Source organism: Clostridium aciditolerans, assembly GCF_016316925.1.
GTDB classification, from domain to species: Bacteria; Bacillota; Clostridia; order Clostridiales; family Clostridiaceae; genus Clostridium_AM; species Clostridium_AM aciditolerans.
Window position 1 is genome coordinate 126,555 of the sequence record NZ_JAEEGB010000009.1, and the last position, 16,230, is coordinate 142,784.

A 16,230-nucleotide genomic window follows, 5' to 3' on the forward strand; every position below is an offset into this window, starting at 1 on the left:
AAACATTAAACAGCCTCTATAAGTTCTCTATATTGAAGAATATACATATCAGCAGAATTTATTATGTCTTCCTTTTGATATTCTGAATAGGAATCATGTACGCCTACTACAGTCATACCAGCAGCCTTTGCCCCTTTAACAGCAGGCAGTATATCCTCAAATACAACGCACTCCTTAGGCTTTAGCATTAGTCTCTCTGATGCTAGTAAATATACGTCTGGAAAATCTTTGCCTCTAGAAACCTCGTCGGTAGTTGTTATTGAATCAAAATAGTGATATATATCATTTCTTTTAAGAGCAATTTCTATCAATGGTTTACAGTTACTTGTTGCTAAAGCAATTTTTATTCCTTTTGCTTTCAATAGGGACAAAAACTCTCTAGCACCGGGCTTTAATGAAACATGATGAGTATACTGATTGATGGCCATTTCATTCCATTCTCTCTGAATTTCTTCTATTGTGTCAGAAATATTAAATCTATCTTTAAAATATTGAGCGACTTCTGTAAAGCCCATATGTTCTATATCTTCTTTCAAGTTGTTAGGTAAAATAATGTTTCTCTTTTTTAAATATTCTTCATCTATCTTGCTCCATACCCACATAGAGTCTATAAGAGTACCATCCATATCAAATATTGCACCTTTAATATTTTTAAGCATAAACATCACCTCGATTTATAGTATAACATCAAATATAAGCAATATAAACTGTAAAAAGTGACCTTAAATTCTAATATATTATATACAATCAAAAGGAGAATACCTCAGAAATTTGTGAGGCATTCTCCTTTTAAAAACGTATGTATGTTATTAAATTCTGTTAAAATTTTCTCTCGAATATATGTACTTTTTCTTCATCTTTAAAATCTTCAAAGGAAAATATACCCATGCTATCGAGTATTTTATTCATGCAAGTACTATCAACGGCTACTTTTATAGATGAATTTTCAGCCATTTCATCAAGGTGTTCTCTTCCTTTTTCTCTTGGAATAACAGCTTTTGGGCCACCTACGCAGCCGCCGATGCAGCCCATTCCTTCTATAAAGTTAGCATCTAACTCGCCTCTTTGTGCTTTTTCAAGCATTTCTTTACAATCTTTTACTCCATTCGCCTGAGCTGTCTTTAATAACTTGTGTTTTTCAGGATATATTCTCTCTATTGCATCACCTATAGCAGTAGATACTCCTCCAGTACGACCGTAAAGTCTTCCACCTCTTGATGCATATTCAGTAGAAGTATCCTCTTCCATTTCCACAGGTTTTACATCTAAAGCTTCAAAGATATCTTTCATTTCTGCAAAAGTAAGCACGAAATCTATATCTCCCAATAAATCTTTCTCTTTTGCTTCTGCCTTTTTAGCAATACAAGGCCCTACAAATACAACCTTGCAGTCAGGATTCAACTTCTTTAGTACTCTGCCAGAAGCAATCATTGGAGATACAGAAGGAGAAACATTTTTTACTAGGTTGTTATAAACTCTTTTAAGCATACCAACCCACATTGGACAGCAGCATGAAGTTATCATTAAATCATCTTGTTTTTTTACAAAACGGTCAAATTCAACAGTTTCTTTCAAGGTAAGCATATCTGCAAAAAATGCCACTTCTACCATGTCAGTAAAACCAATTCTTTTAAAAGCAGCTCTTAATTGATCTATAGTTACAGTATCACCAAATTGACCAATAATTGCTGGAGCTACTGCAGCTATAACTGGTGATTTACTTTTAAGGAGTTCCGCTAATGGAATAAATTCCACTCTATCAAGAATTCCACCAGTAGGGCACGCTTCTACACAAAAACCACAATCAGTACATTTTTCACAATCAATGACACTTGTATGTTTTTCCTTATCTATAAATATAGCGTTAAAGGGACATGATTTTTGGCATATAGTTTCTCCATTTTCATCTGTACAATCCATTGAACAATGTTTGATTTTATTAACTATTTTATGGTCTGCTTCGTAAGAGGATATAGCTTTTTTTAAGTCTGAAATAAAGTTTGGACTATAAGTTATACCGGTTCCACAAAGTGAGGAAATAACTTTACATAGATTTTCTTTATCAAGTTCATTCGATGCTAAGATTTCATTTACCTTATCCTCAAACTTGTCTTCATAATATGCTTTTATTAATGACTTGAATAAATCACTATATTTTGCTTTCATGCTAACAACTCCTTATAAGTAAGTAATAATTTATATTATACCATATTATTTATAATTTACTCTAAATTTAAAACATTAACCCAATTTCTAATGATTGATCTAAAATGAAAAATTTAATATAGGAATTATTATAAATGTTGATAATATCTATTCAAATATAAAATGAACTTAATCTTATAAAAAGATACGTGATAAATTTTATCTACCACGTATTTTTGGTCGGAGTGACAAGATTTGAACTTGCGACCTCTTGCTCCCGAAGCAAGCGCGCTACCAACTGCGCCACACCCCGACAAATATTAGTATTTAATGCAAAAAGAGTTACTAATCATTAGTAACTCAATGGTCGGGGTGACAGGGATTGAACCTGCGACCTCATGGTCCCAAACCACGCGCGCTCCCATCTGCGCCACACCCCGGTATATTTAATATCATATACTATATTTTGGAAAAAGTCAATAGTGAATATAATAATAAAATAACTGATAGATTTGTTATTTCACTACTATCAGTTATTTGTAAGCGTTAAAAATTATTATTTGCTTTTTTCATCTCCTGCACCGCGTGTAGGAACAGTTGACATAAGAAATCCTACTAGTATAGAAACCAATGCTGGTGCCAATATATTAATATAAGCTATGTACCAGGTTCTATAAAGGATTAAGGCTGTAACGCCTGTTATAATTAAAGTTGCTATAAATGTATAAATTACAAATTTAGCAAAAGAACCAAAGAATTTTTCATAAAGTCTGTGGCGTGTAGGACCACTAATTATATTTCTAAACAAAAAATAGGAAATAAAAATTAAAATAATATCTACTACAGCAGATATCAAAAAGTTTTTCATAGAAAACACCTCCAACAGGTTATAAGTTATATTATTACCATGTTGGAGGATTTTACGCATAGTTATATTTTTTAATTTTTAAGATACATTTCTCCTATTTTGAAGACGTCTCCTGCACCAACAGTTAAAAGAATATCACCATTTTCTAAATTTTTATTTAGATAAGATACTATTTCATCGAAACTATGGATGTTAGAGCATTTTACGCCTCTTTCTTTCACTTTGTCTGCAAGCATAGAAGAGCTTACGATACCAGTATCCTTCTCTCTTGCGGCATATATATCTGCTAATATAAGTTCATCCACACCATCAAAAGCTTCACTAAATTCATTAAAAAGATTTATTGTTCTTGAATAGGTGTGTGGCTGAAATACGCAGAATATTTTCTTATGAGGATAATTTTTAGCTGCACTCAATGTAGCTTTAACTTCTGTTGGATGGTGAGCATAGTCATCAACAACAGTAACTCCATTTTTTACTCCTTTTAGTTCAAATCTTCTATGAGTACCTTTGTAACTTTGTAAGCCATTTACTATATTTTCATAAGATATATTAAGGCTTAAAGCAGAGCATATACTAGCAAGAGCATTTAAAATATTATGCTTACCAGGGATATTTAGTTGTATAGATAAAAGTTTTGATTCACCTCTATACACATCAAAGTAAGCACATCCCTTTTCATTAAATACAATATTTTTTGCCACAACATCACCAGAGTCAATTCCATAAGTAACTACGTTGCAGTTTGATTGAGAAATCACATTTTTCATTCTTTCATCTTCAGCATAACAAACTAAGTAACCGTCATTAGGGATAAGCTTAGCGAATTTTATAAATGCATTTTCAATATCATTTATATCTTTATAATAATCTAGATGATCTGCATCTATATTTAGTATTACTCCTACATAAGGAAAAAACTCAAGGAAAGAACCTTTGTACTCGCAAGCTTCTGTTACAAAATAGTCACTATTGCCTGGACGTACGTTTCCATTTATGGCATCAAGCTGTCCACCTACAAGTATGGTAGGATCTAAATCAGCATCTAGACATATATGAGAAACCATTGAAGTTGTTGTTGTTTTTCCGTGTGTTCCAGCTACAGCTATGTTAAATTTATGACCTTTCATTATGCTGCCTAAAAATTCAGCTCTAGTTATGGTCGGTATGTTTAGCTCCTTAGCGCGCATTAACTCAGGATTGTCTTCAGATATTGCTGCAGTATATACTACTAAGTCTATATCTTTATTTATGTTATCTTTCTTTTGGCCTATATGAATCTCAGCACCTCTAGTTGATAGAGTATCAGTTATAGGTGAAGCCTTCATATCAGAGCCCGACACTTTAAAGCTTCTGTTTAATAAAATCTCAGCTAGGCCACTCATACTTATACCGCCTATACCTATAAAGTGTATATTTTTATTTTTATCGTTTATAAAATCAAATGTCATTAGAATCAGCTCCTTTAATTAAATAACTTCATTTAATAATTATATACAAAAATTAGTCAAAAAAACACAATTGTTAAATTTTATTTTGAACTTTGGCATATATGAAACAAGATAATAAAGTTATTGATTATATGGTTTTTTTAGAATAAAATATGAATAATAGGATATAATTTTAAAAAAATATTCGTAAATTTTAAAGTGAATAGGTGATGATTATGGATAAATTTAGTAGAAACCAAAGGGTTGCAGCCATAACAAAAATATTAATAGAAAATCCAAATAAAATTATAAACTTAAATAATTTTACTGATATGTTTAACGCTGCTAAGTCTACAATAAGTGAAGATTTAGTTGTAGTCAAGGATATTTTAATGAAGCTTAGTATGGGAAGAGTTGAAACTATATCTGGCGCTGCTGGAGGAGTTAAGTATGTATGTGGACTATCTAATGAAAAAATTAAGGAATTTGCTGAAAAACTATGTATTATTTTGAAAAATAGAGAAAGAATAATACCAGGGAATTTTTTATACATGACTGATTTAATGTTTAACCCTCAGGTTATACAAACAGCAGGTGTTATACTTGCTGCATCATTTATTGATAAAAATGTGGATTATGTAGTTACAGTTGAAACTAAAGGAATTCCACTAGCTTATGAAGTGGCTAAAATGCTCGGAGTTCAATTGGTAGTAGTTAGAAGAGAAACAAAGGTTACTGAAGGATCAACCCTGAGTATAAATTATGTTTCAGGATCTACCGGGAGAATTCAAAATATGTCCCTATCTAAAAAGGCAATGAATAAGGGAAGTAAGTGTATATTTATAGATGATTTTATGAAGGCTGGAGGTACAGCATCAGGTATAATAGATTTATTGAAAGAATTTGATAGTGAACTATTAGGGATAGGTGTACTGATTGATAATGTGGAAACGCCTAAGAAACTTATTCAAGATTATGTATCAATAGTAGATTTTAAAGGTATTGATGAAAATGGGGAAGCATTGTTATTTCCTTCTGAAATGTTCAAATAATATAATTTTCAAAAAATTTATTAATTTTTAACAAAATAAAGAAGGAAAAATATAAAATGTAGAGAATAATATATACATAAGCATCTTGGAGGTGGATTTTATATGCAAATTACAGACGTTAGAGTAAGAAAAATTGCTGCTGAAGGTAAGATGAAAGCTATAGTTTCAGTAACCTTTGATAATGAATTTGTAGTTCACGATATAAAGGTTATAGAAGGCCAAAATGGTCTTTTTATAGCAATGCCAAGCAGAAAGACTCCTGATGGAGAGTTTAAAGACATTGCACATCCAATTAATACTCAAACAAGAGAAAAAATACAAAAATCTATTTTAGAAGAGTTTGAAAAAGTAAAAAATGAAGAAGTTGCTTCCGAGCAAATTACGGAAGAATAATAAAAAGGAGTATAGCTACTCCTTTTTATTATTGATTTTTTTATATAAAAATGACTCATAAGGTTGAAAATAATATCTATATAAAATATAATATTTAAGGGATGTTCGTATAATATAAAGTAGAAAAATGTAGGTTTATGACCATAAAGAGGTGTTATAATGTATAATTGTGCTATAATATTAGCCGCTGGAGAAGGAAAAAGGATGAAATCTTCCACGCCTAAGGTACTTCATAAAATATGTGGAAAAGAAATGGTAAACGTTGTAATAGATACAGTAAAAGAAGCAAAAGTAAATGACATAAATGTAATTGTAGGCAGAGGAGCAGATAAAGTAAAGGATGCTACTACCAATAGGACTGTAAACTATTCATTGCAAGATAAGCAGCTTGGAACTGGTCATGCTGTTATGTGTGCAAAGGAATTTTTAAAGGGTAAGAAAGGTACTGTAGCAATATTTACAGGAGATGCTCCTTTAATTACGAAAAGTACGGTGGAAAGGCTCTTTGATTTTCATGGTAGTAAAAACTATAAAGCAACTATATTGACTTCAATAGTAGATAACCCTTATGGATATGGCAGAGTATTAAGAGAAAGTAATCAAGAAGTTTGCAAGATAGTAGAGCACAAGGACTGCACTGAAGAAGAAATGAAGATTAATGAAATAAACTCAGGAATGTATTGTTTTGACATAGAAAGTCTACTTAAAAGTTTAGACAAACTAGACAATAACAATGCTCAAGGAGAGTACTATTTACCTGATGTTATAGGAATTCTAAAAAATGAAGGCGAAAAAATAGGAGCGTTGCCGATACCCTTTGAAGAAACTATGGGTATAAATTCTAGAGTACAACTCTCAGAAGCTGAGAAGGTAATGAGAAAGAGAATAAATCAAATGCATATGGACAACGGAGTTACTCTAATTGATCCAGATTGCACATATATAGATATAGATGTTGAAATAGGTAATGATACTATAATATATCCAGGTAACGTTATTCAAGGCAAAACAGTAATAGGAGAAAATTGTACTATTCACTCTAATTCTAGGATAAAAGATAGTATTATAGATAAAAATGTTACAATACAATGTTCTACAATATTAGAAAGTAAGATAGGTGAAGGAACTACAGTAGGGCCATTCGCATATGTAAGGCCTGAAAGTGTTATAGGCAAATCAGCTAGAATTGGAGACTTTGTTGAAATAAAAAAATCTACTATAGGAGATGAAACAAAGGTTTCTCATTTAACATATATAGGAGATGCTGAGATAGGAAGCAAGTGTAATTTCGGATGTGGCACAGTTGTTGTAAATTACGATGGACAGAAAAAGCATAAAACAGTAATTGGTGATAATGCATTTATTGGTTGCAACACAAACCTAGTTGCGCCAGTTAAAGTTAACAATAACACTTATATAGCAGCAGGATCAACTATAACTGATGAAGTTCCAGAAGGAGCTTTAGCTATCGCAAGATGCAAGCAGGTTAATAAAGAAGGTTGGTTAGAGAAAAAAGGAATAAAGAAATAAAATTTTAGGAGGATTTCATAATGATAACCCATGGTAAAAATATTAAAATTTTTGCTGGTAATTCTCATCCAGGACTAGCAAAAGACATTGCAGGTATTTTAGGATTATCTGTTGGAGATGCTGTAGTTTCAACATTCAGTGATGGCGAGATATCAGCAAACATTAACGAAACTGTAAGAGGTACAGATGTGTTTGTAGTTCAATCTACAAATAACCCTGTAAATGACAATCTAATGGAGCTTTTAATAATGATTGATGCCTTTAAAAGAGCTTCAGCAGGAAGAATAACAGCGGTAATACCTTATTATGGATATGCAAGACAAGATAGAAAAGCAAAAGCAAGAGATCCAATCACTGCAAAGCTTGTTGCAGACATATTAACTGCTGCAGGAGCAGATAGAGTTTTAACAATGGACTTACATGCATCTCAAATTCAGGGATATTTCAATATACCACTAGATCATTTATTGGGAGCGCCTATTTTAGCAAAATACTTTATACAAAAAGGATTTGCAGAAAGAGAAGACATAGTTGTTGTTTCACCAGACCTTGGAAGTGTAACAAGAGCGAGAAAATTTGCAGATAAGTTACATGCGCCAATAGCTATTATTGATAAGAGAAGACCAAAGGCTAATGTATCAGAAATAATGAATGTTATAGGTGACATACAAGATAAAACTGTAATACTAGTAGATGATATGATAGATACAGCAGGAACTATAACAAATGGTGCTAATGCATTAGTTCAAATGGGAGCAAAAGAAGTTTACGCTTGTTGTACTCACGCTGTGTTATCAGGTCCGGCAATAGACAGAATAAAGGAATCAGCTATTAAGGAATTGGTAATGTTAAATACTATAGATCTAACAGAAGAAAAAATGTTAGATAAGTTTAAGATATTATCTGTAGCACCTGTATTTGCAGAAGCAATTAAAAGAATATATGAAGATATTTCAGTAAGCAAATTATTTGAAGACTAGAAATTGATTTTAAAAGCATGCAGAATTAAATTACTGCATGCTTTTTATACTATTAAATTATAGTAAATTATTTGTAACTTTTTAAGGATATACTATTAGAGGATATATAATATGTGATAAATTAGATATATAGAATTAAATGTATTATAATTTGAATTATATTATTTATTATAAAATATAATATACGAAGGGAGATACAATATGGAAGGAAGAATCGGAAGGGTTTTAATTGTTGATGATGATCAAAACATATGTGAAGTAATAAAAATGTATGTAGAGAATGCGGGATATGATACTAAGGTTTGCCACAATGGAAAAGAAGCTGAGGATGTTTTTCAGGAGTATAAACCAGATTTAGTTTTGCTAGATATAATGCTTCCTTATATCGACGGTATAGATGTACTTAAATGGATAAGAAAGGATTACGAGACTCCTGTAATTATGCTTACTGCCAAAGGAGAAACCTTTGATAAAGTATTAGGACTTGAATTAGGCGCTGACGACTACATAGTTAAACCATTTGAACCTAAGGAATTATTGGCAAGGGTAAAGGCTGTTTTAAGAAGATATAATGTAGATAACGAAAATAAAGAGATATTAAAATTTGAACAATTGACAGTTGATATTAATTCATATATTGTACTTTACAAAGACGAAGAAATAAAGATGCCTCCAAAAGAATTTGAGTTATTATACTATTTAGCAAGTAATAAAAATAGAGTATTTACTAGAGAACAACTATTATGCGAAGTTTGGGGATATGATTATCCTGGCGATTCAAGAACTGTTGATGTTCACGTAAAAAGACTTAGAGAAAAACTTCAAGGAGGGCCAAATTGGCAAATTGAGACAGTATGGGGAGTAGGATATAAGTTTGAGGTGAAGTAGATGAAAAAAGGGTTGTTCTCCAAGCTAGTAGCTACTTTTGCAGCTATAATTGCGGTAAGCTTTATTATGACAGCTGCATTTCTATCTTACTGGTTTGAAAGTTATTATTTTGAGCAAAGAAAGGGGCAGCTTATTACTGAATCTCAATTTATAGGCACTGCTGCGGTACAATATCTTGAAGGGAATATTTCATCTGATAAAATAAATGAAACATTAACATATATAGGCAATTACTTGTCCGCGGATATATGGCTTATAGATAATTACGGATATGCATATGCTGTTTCAGATATTGACCATAAGAAAATTCTATATACTCAGGTTCTTACAAAAGAATTGGAAGATCTAAGGCTGGGACACACTATTGAAAAAAGAGGAATTTATGGAGATATATTTAAGGTTCCTGTGCATACCTTCGATATACCTATTTTTTCTAGAGGTGTTTTCAAAGGAGCTATAATGATGCATACCTCTGTAAGTGAATTAAAGGGAACCTTAATAAGGGTATATGAGATCATTTGGATTTCTGCTTTATTTGCTATTGTAATTTCATGTATAGTCATCTATTATTTTTCGCAAAAAATAATAGTTAAGCCTCTTGCTCAAATAAATTATGTAGCAGATAAAATTTCTAAGGGGGAAGTGGATAAGAGGGTAAGCATAAAATCAAAAGACGAGATAGGCGTGCTTGCAGAATCCTTTAATTCCATGGCAGATTCCTTAGAGGAAGTAGAGAAGAATAGAAGAGAATTTATATCAAATGTATCTCATGAGATACGGTCCCCAATAACTTCTATAAAAGGATTTATTGGTGGAATTTTAGATGGAGTAATTCCAAAGGAAAAAGAGAATTACTATCTATCAATTGCTTATGAAGAAACTCAAAGACTTACAAGGCTTGTAAATGACTTGTTGGATTTATCTGCTATTGAAGCGGGACAATTTAAACTAAGGATTGAAGAAATAGATATTAACGAAATTATAAGATTATGTGTAATAAAATTTGAACAGAAGATAAAAGAAAAAAATTTAAAGGTAGACGTGTTAATGCAGGATGATAATCTTTATGTGGCAGCAGATAGAGATAGAATAAATCAAGTAGTTACAAATCTTGTAGATAATGCTATAAAATATGTTAAAAAAGATGGAAACGTAAAAATTTGCACAAAGTCAAAAGGAGATAAGGCTTTAATATCAGTATTTAATGACGGCCCAACTATACCTGAGAATGATTTAAAATATATATGGAATAGGTTTTATAAGGGAGATAAGTCGAGAACATCTAAAATTAGCACAGGACTTGGACTATCTATAGTCAGAAGTATACTTACTCAGCTAGGGGAAGACATATGGATTGAAAATAAGGAATCACAAGGAGTAATGTTCACTTTTACTTTGAAAAGGATTTAAAGAATAATTACACTTTGTTCATATTTGTGTAAAAATATTTTATTATAATGTCCCTAATATTGATGGATTATGAGGTGTACTTGGATGGATGAAAACAGGTTTGATAGTGTTAAAGATGTTAAGTGGAAAAATGTAAGCGATGGAAAAGGTGAGATAAAGTTTACAAATAGAAGAACAAAAGCTAAATTAAAAGGTTTATTTAAAGGCGTAGCCTTTATACTCATAGCAGCAGTTTCAGGTGGAGTATCTGGAGCTTATATAGTTAATAAAAAATATTCCAATAAAGCATATACACCAATTAATCAATCTTTGATTGAATCTAAAGATGAAGATGCTAAAACGAAGGCCGTAGATTTACCTAAAACTAATATAACTAAGGTTGCTGAAACAGTGAGTCCCGCAGTAGTCGGTATAAGTAATAAGGCAGAAGGTTACTTTGGTGTACAGGATGTTGGAAGTGGCTCAGGAATAATATTTGATCCTAATGGATATATAGTTACTAATAATCATGTAATAGAAGGGGCAACTAAGATAACAGTAAAGCTTTCTAGTGGGAAAACTTTACCAGCGACTTTAATTGGGACTGACCCAAGATCAGATTTAGCTGTTATAAAGGTAGATGCACAAAATTTGCCGGTTGCTAAGTTTGGAGATTCATCTAAAGTTAAAGTAGGAGATATAGCCATCGCTATAGGAAATCCTTTGGGAGAAGAGTTTTCAGGATCGGTTACAGCTGGAATAATAAGTGCATTAAATAGAAAAATTCAATATGGTGGAGCTATATATAAGGTTTTGCAAACAGATGCTGCTATAAATCCTGGCAATAGTGGAGGGCCACTTTGTAATGAAACGGGTGAAGTTATAGGAATAAACAGTTTAAAAATAGGGGCAGAGGCAAATGCAGAAGGAATGGGATTCGCAATAGGAATAAATGAAGCAAAGGATATAATAAAATCTCTAATGGATTATGGTAAAGTTTCAAGGCCATCCCTTGGCATTTATGGTCAGGGTGTTGTGTCAGAGAAGAATAATATTCAAGGAGTTTATATAAGAGAAGTAGTTCAAGGAAGCGGTGCATCAGTTGCTGGAATTAAACCTACAGATATTATTATTGAGCTAGATAAGAAAAAGATAACTAAGGTTGAAGATTTGTCAGATGTTTTAGATAAACATAAGGTTGGAGACACTATCCAGTGTAAAATTTGGAGAAATGGAAAAACTATAGAAGTAAATATTACTCTTTCAGATGTGAAAGAAAAAAATAGATAAGGAGACTTTTGTAGTCTCTTTATTATTTATGTCTTTTAGTATAATATATTAATTATGTGATTAACAATTACGAGATGGTTAGGAGTGAAGAAATGTTTTTAATAGTTGGACTAGGGAACATAGGAAGGCAGTATGAGCATACAAGACATAATGTTGGATTTGATATAATAGATTTAATAAGCGATAGGTATAATATACCTGTCAACAGGGAAAAATTTAAGGGGATGTATGGAGAAGGAACTATAGCATACGAAAAGGTAATTTTGCTCAAACCAAGTACATATATGAATCTAAGTGGTGAAAGTGTAAGAGAAGTAGTTAACTTCTACAAGATACCAAATGAAAATATAATTGTTATCTATGATGATATCAGTCTTGACATTGGAAGACTTAGAATAAGAACTCAAGGAAGTGCTGGAGGTCATAATGGAATAAAAAATATAATAGCTAATTTAGGAACAGATGTATTTCCGAGGGTTAAAGTAGGAGTGGGACAGCCTAAGGACCAATTGGTTTCACATGTTCTAGGCAAATTTTGTGCTGAAGACAGGGAAAGGATTGAAGAAGCATTTAAAGTTAGTGTAGATGCTGTTGAATGTGCAATAAAAGAAGGAATAACAGAAGCAATGAATAAATTTAATGGTTTTAAAATATAAGGTTTATAACTAAATTTTTATAGTTTGTAGGGTGGTTGTTATAAAATGAGACTAGAAGGACTTATGAATCCTCTTAAATTTAACAAGGAATTTAAGGAAATAAAAAGCAGTATAGATAAGTCTAGATTTCCAATAGGAGTATTTGGACTTTCAGAATCTGCAAGGGCTTATTTAGTGAATGGATTGTATGAGGAATTAGACAAGCCATTTCTTGTGCTTACGCATAGTGATGTTGAAGCAAGGAAATTGTATGAAGATTTATCTTTTTATATCCCTCATGTTTACTATTTCCCAACTAAGGAAGTAGTATTTTACAATATTGATGCAATCTCTGGAGACCTAAGATGGGAAAGACTAAAGGTAATGAAGGAGATGCTAAACAAAGAGAGGAAAGTAGTAGTTACTAGCATTGAAGCAATAGCTTCAAGCTATATTCCTGTAGGTTTATATAGAAATTATACCTTTAAAATTTCAATAGGTGATATTTTAGATTTAGAAGATTTAAGTGAAAAACTTATACAATGTGGATATGAAAGAGTTGAAATTGTAGATAACAAAGGCCAGTTTTCCATAAGAGGAGGAATAATGGATATTTATTCCCCTATTGCTGCGGAAGCATATAGAGTTGAGCTCTTTGGCGATGAAGTTGACTCTATTAGAAACTTTAACTTAGAATCTCAAAGAAGTATAGAAAAAGTAGAAGGTATTGAAATATTTCCCGCTAAAGAGATGATTTTAAATAGAGAAAGCATAAAAAAAGGGTATGAAGGCATAGAAAAGGACTTGGAAATTGTATCAAATAGACTGAAGGATCAAAAAAATAAGGACACTATGGAAAAAGTACAAGAGGTTATTGGGAAAAACCTTGAATTGCTGAGAGAAAATTGGAGCTTTGAGACAATAGACAGTTTTCTTCCTTACTTTCATGATAATTTATCAACATTTTTTGATTATGCAGAAGATTATTTCATAATTATGGATGACGTTCAAAGATGCAAAGGGAAGCTGGATAGCGTATATTTTGAATTTGAAGAAAATTATAAAAGTTTTCTTCAAAGAGGTAATATTTTACCTAAACAAATTGATCTTTTATTTAATAAGGAACATATAGTTGAAATGCTGGAGGAAAAGCAAATACTAACTATAGATGCTATTGCTAAATCTGTTAAGATGCTTTCGCCAAGGTCTATAGTGAATTTTTCTCAAATCACTTCACATAACTATCATGGACAAATAGATTTGCTTATTGATGATATAAAGGACAAGAAATCCAAAGGATTTAAAATAATTATTCTTTCTGGTACCAGGCCAAGAGGAGAGAGATTAGTTGATACATTAAGAGACAGGGAAATAGAAAGCTCTTATAGAGATGTGATACATGAGATTCAGCCAGGAGAAGTAGTAATAACCTTCGGAAGTCAACTAAACGGTTTTGAGTACCCGGATCTTAGGGTGTGTGTAATATCCGACAAAGAAGTCTTTGGAGAAGCTAAGAGAAAGACAGTAAATAGGACTTCTAAAAAAGGTGTAAGTAAAATAAAGAGTTTTACGGAACTGAAGCCAGGAGACTATGTAGTTCATGCAAATCATGGTATAGGTGTCTATAAAGGAATAAAACAGCTAGAACTTGAAGGTCATAAAAAAGACTATCTAGAGCTGATATATGATTCGGATGATAAATTATATGTGCCTGTAGAGCAGCTTGATATGGTGCAAAAGTATATAGGTACAGAGGGAAAATCACCTAAAATAAATAAGTTAGGAAGTTCGGAATGGGCAAAGGCTAAGAGGAAAGTCAAAAAGTCAATAGAAGAAATAGCAGAAGATTTAGTCAAGCTTTATGCTGCAAGAACTACCCTTAAAGGATATAGATACTCAAAGGATACTGTGTGGCAGAAACAGTTTGAGGAAGAATTTCCTTATGATGAGACGCCAGATCAATTATCAGCTATAGGCGATATAAAAGTAGATATGGAGTCCGATAAACCTATGGATAGATTGCTATGTGGCGATGTAGGCTATGGCAAGACAGAGGTTGCTATTAGGGCTGCATTTAAAGCGGTTATGGATGGGAAGCAGGTAGCATTTTTAGTACCAACTACAATACTTGCACAGCAGCATTATAATAACTTTGTAAAGAGATTTTCAGACTTCCCTGTAAGAATTGATATGATAAGTAGGTTTAGGACTTCAACACAACAGAAGGGAACTATAAAGGCTGTAAAAGATGGAGAGGTAGATATATTAATAGGAACCCATAGAATTCTTCAAAAGGATATACAGTTTAAAGATCTAGGACTATTAATAGTTGATGAAGAGCAAAGGTTTGGAGTAAGTCATAAGGAGAAGATCAAAAAACTAAAGAAGAATGTTGATGTATTAACTTTAAGTGCAACTCCTATACCAAGAACTCTACATATGTCTCTTGTAGGAGTTAGAGATATAAGTGTTATAGAGACTCCTCCAGAAGAAAGATACCCTGTACAAACTTATGTGATAGAATATAATGATCAGTTGATGAGAGATGCTATATTAAGGGAATTAAATAGAGGAGGACAGGTATACTTTGTATATAATAGAGTTGAAAATATCAAGGAAATGGTGTCCTATATATCAAAATTAATTCCTGAAGCAAGAGTAGCTTTAGCTCATGGGCAAATGCAGGAAAGAGAATTAGAAAAAATTATTGTAGATTTTATGAAAAATGAATACGATATTTTAGTTGCCACAACTATAATAGAAACTGGTATGGATATTCAAAATGTAAACACTATGATAATATATGATGCTGATAGGATGGGATTATCGCAGTTATATCAGCTAAGAGGACGAGTTGGAAGAACTAACAGAATGGCTTATTGCTATTTAACCTATAGAAAAGACAAGGTTTTAACAGAAGTGGCAGAAAAAAGATTAAAGGCTATAAAGGATTTTACTGAGTTAGGATCAGGATTTAAAATAGCATTAAAGGATTTAGAGATAAGAGGAGCTGGGAATATGATGGGGGCTTCTCAACATGGACACATGGCTTCTATTGGATACGATTTATATTGTAGGATGTTAGAAGATACGATAAAACTTATAAAAGGAGAAATAGATAACGAGCCAGTGGAAACAACAGTAGAGCTGAAAGTAGATGCATATATACCAGGTTCTTATATAAAGGATGAGGTACAGAAAATTGAAGTGTACAAGAAAATAGCAGCAATAGACTCTTACGAGGATATGATGGAAATTCAGGACGAATTAGAAGACAGATTTTCTACAATACCTTCATCAGTATATAATCTTATGAATATTTCATATATAAGAAGTATTGGTAAAAAACTTGGTATAGAAGAAATAAAGGAAAGAAAGAATGAAGTTCTTTTTATATTTGAAAGCCAATCTAGAATAAATGAGAATGTTATCAAGGGATTATTAAGAGATTATACTAGAAAAATAGGACTAAAGCTGGGAGATAAACCAGGGTTTGCTTATAAACTTGCAGATGTAAAAAGAGAAGATTTAATTTTAGAAATTAAAGAATTAGTGCAATATATGATAAAAATATATGAACAAAAATAACTTTGTAGTAAAAATACTTTTGTGTTAAAATTAGTTTGTATT

General features: G+C 31.9%; 13 protein-coding genes and 2 tRNA genes. 9 read left to right on the forward strand and 6 right to left on the reverse strand.

Annotation, left to right across the window (positions count from 1 at the left end):
• Positions 1–5 precede the first annotated feature (5 nt).
• The 6 genes from I6U51_RS09505 to murC form a co-directional block, all read right to left on the reverse strand.
• On the reverse strand, positions 6–659 hold the full coding sequence (locus I6U51_RS09505; protein ID WP_211142422.1) for an HAD family hydrolase: 654 nt from the start codon (positions 657–659) through the stop codon (positions 6–8).
• Between the two features lie 160 nt (positions 660–819).
• The gene (locus tag I6U51_RS09510; RefSeq protein WP_178907202.1) at positions 820–2,166 is read right to left on the reverse strand and encodes a [Fe-Fe] hydrogenase large subunit C-terminal domain-containing protein; all 1,347 of its coding nucleotides are present in this window, start codon (positions 2,164–2,166) and stop codon (positions 820–822) included.
• A gap of 216 nt (positions 2,167–2,382) precedes the next feature.
• Positions 2,383–2,458: transfer RNA gene (locus tag I6U51_RS09515), tRNA-Pro, on the reverse strand.
• Positions 2,459–2,509: 51 nt separating this feature from the next.
• A tRNA-Pro gene (locus I6U51_RS09520) sits at positions 2,510–2,585 on the reverse strand.
• A 116-nt stretch (positions 2,586–2,701) separates the two neighbouring features.
• Positions 2,702–3,013 (reverse strand): hypothetical protein, encoded by a 312-nt coding sequence (locus I6U51_RS09525; RefSeq protein ID WP_211142423.1) that lies wholly within the window; start codon positions 3,011–3,013, stop codon positions 2,702–2,704.
• A gap of 71 nt (positions 3,014–3,084) precedes the next feature.
• Positions 3,085–4,464 (reverse strand): UDP-N-acetylmuramate--L-alanine ligase, encoded by a 1,380-nt coding sequence (gene murC / locus I6U51_RS09530; protein WP_211142424.1) that lies wholly within the window; start codon positions 4,462–4,464, stop codon positions 3,085–3,087.
• Between the two features lie 215 nt (positions 4,465–4,679).
• Between murC and purR the strand changes: the two genes are divergently transcribed.
• The 9 genes from purR (at position 4,680) to mfd (ending at position 16,188) form a co-directional block, all read left to right on the forward strand.
• Entirely contained in the window at positions 4,680–5,495 is an 816-nt protein-coding gene (gene purR / locus I6U51_RS09535) for a pur operon repressor (RefSeq protein ID WP_211142425.1), read from the forward strand.
• 102 nt (positions 5,496–5,597) lie between these two features.
• On the forward strand, positions 5,598–5,888 hold the full coding sequence (gene spoVG, locus I6U51_RS09540; protein ID WP_178907198.1) for a septation regulator SpoVG: 291 nt from the start codon (positions 5,598–5,600) through the stop codon (positions 5,886–5,888).
• A gap of 159 nt (positions 5,889–6,047) precedes the next feature.
• Positions 6,048–7,418: a bifunctional UDP-N-acetylglucosamine diphosphorylase/glucosamine-1-phosphate N-acetyltransferase GlmU gene (glmU, locus tag I6U51_RS09545; protein ID WP_211142426.1), complete on the forward strand. Its 1,371-nt coding sequence runs from the start codon at positions 6,048–6,050 to the stop codon at positions 7,416–7,418.
• Positions 7,419–7,438: 20 nt separating this feature from the next.
• The gene (locus tag I6U51_RS09550) at positions 7,439–8,398 is read left to right on the forward strand and encodes a ribose-phosphate diphosphokinase (protein WP_211142427.1); all 960 of its coding nucleotides are present in this window, start codon (positions 7,439–7,441) and stop codon (positions 8,396–8,398) included.
• A gap of 201 nt (positions 8,399–8,599) precedes the next feature.
• Positions 8,600–9,286: a response regulator transcription factor gene (locus I6U51_RS09555; protein WP_211142428.1), complete on the forward strand. Its 687-nt coding sequence runs from the start codon at positions 8,600–8,602 to the stop codon at positions 9,284–9,286.
• A complete protein-coding gene (locus I6U51_RS09560; protein ID WP_211142429.1) occupies positions 9,287–10,696 on the forward strand; it encodes a HAMP domain-containing sensor histidine kinase in 1,410 nt (469 codons plus the stop codon).
• A gap of 84 nt (positions 10,697–10,780) precedes the next feature.
• Entirely contained in the window at positions 10,781–11,965 is a 1,185-nt protein-coding gene (locus I6U51_RS09565; RefSeq protein ID WP_211142430.1) for a S1C family serine protease, read from the forward strand.
• 92 nt (positions 11,966–12,057) lie between these two features.
• On the forward strand, positions 12,058–12,621 hold the full coding sequence (pth, locus tag I6U51_RS09570) for an aminoacyl-tRNA hydrolase (protein ID WP_211142431.1): 564 nt from the start codon (positions 12,058–12,060) through the stop codon (positions 12,619–12,621).
• 45 nt (positions 12,622–12,666) lie between these two features.
• On the forward strand, positions 12,667–16,188 hold the full coding sequence (gene mfd / locus I6U51_RS09575) for a transcription-repair coupling factor (RefSeq protein ID WP_211142432.1): 3,522 nt from the start codon (positions 12,667–12,669) through the stop codon (positions 16,186–16,188).
• Positions 16,189–16,230 lie beyond the last annotated feature (42 nt).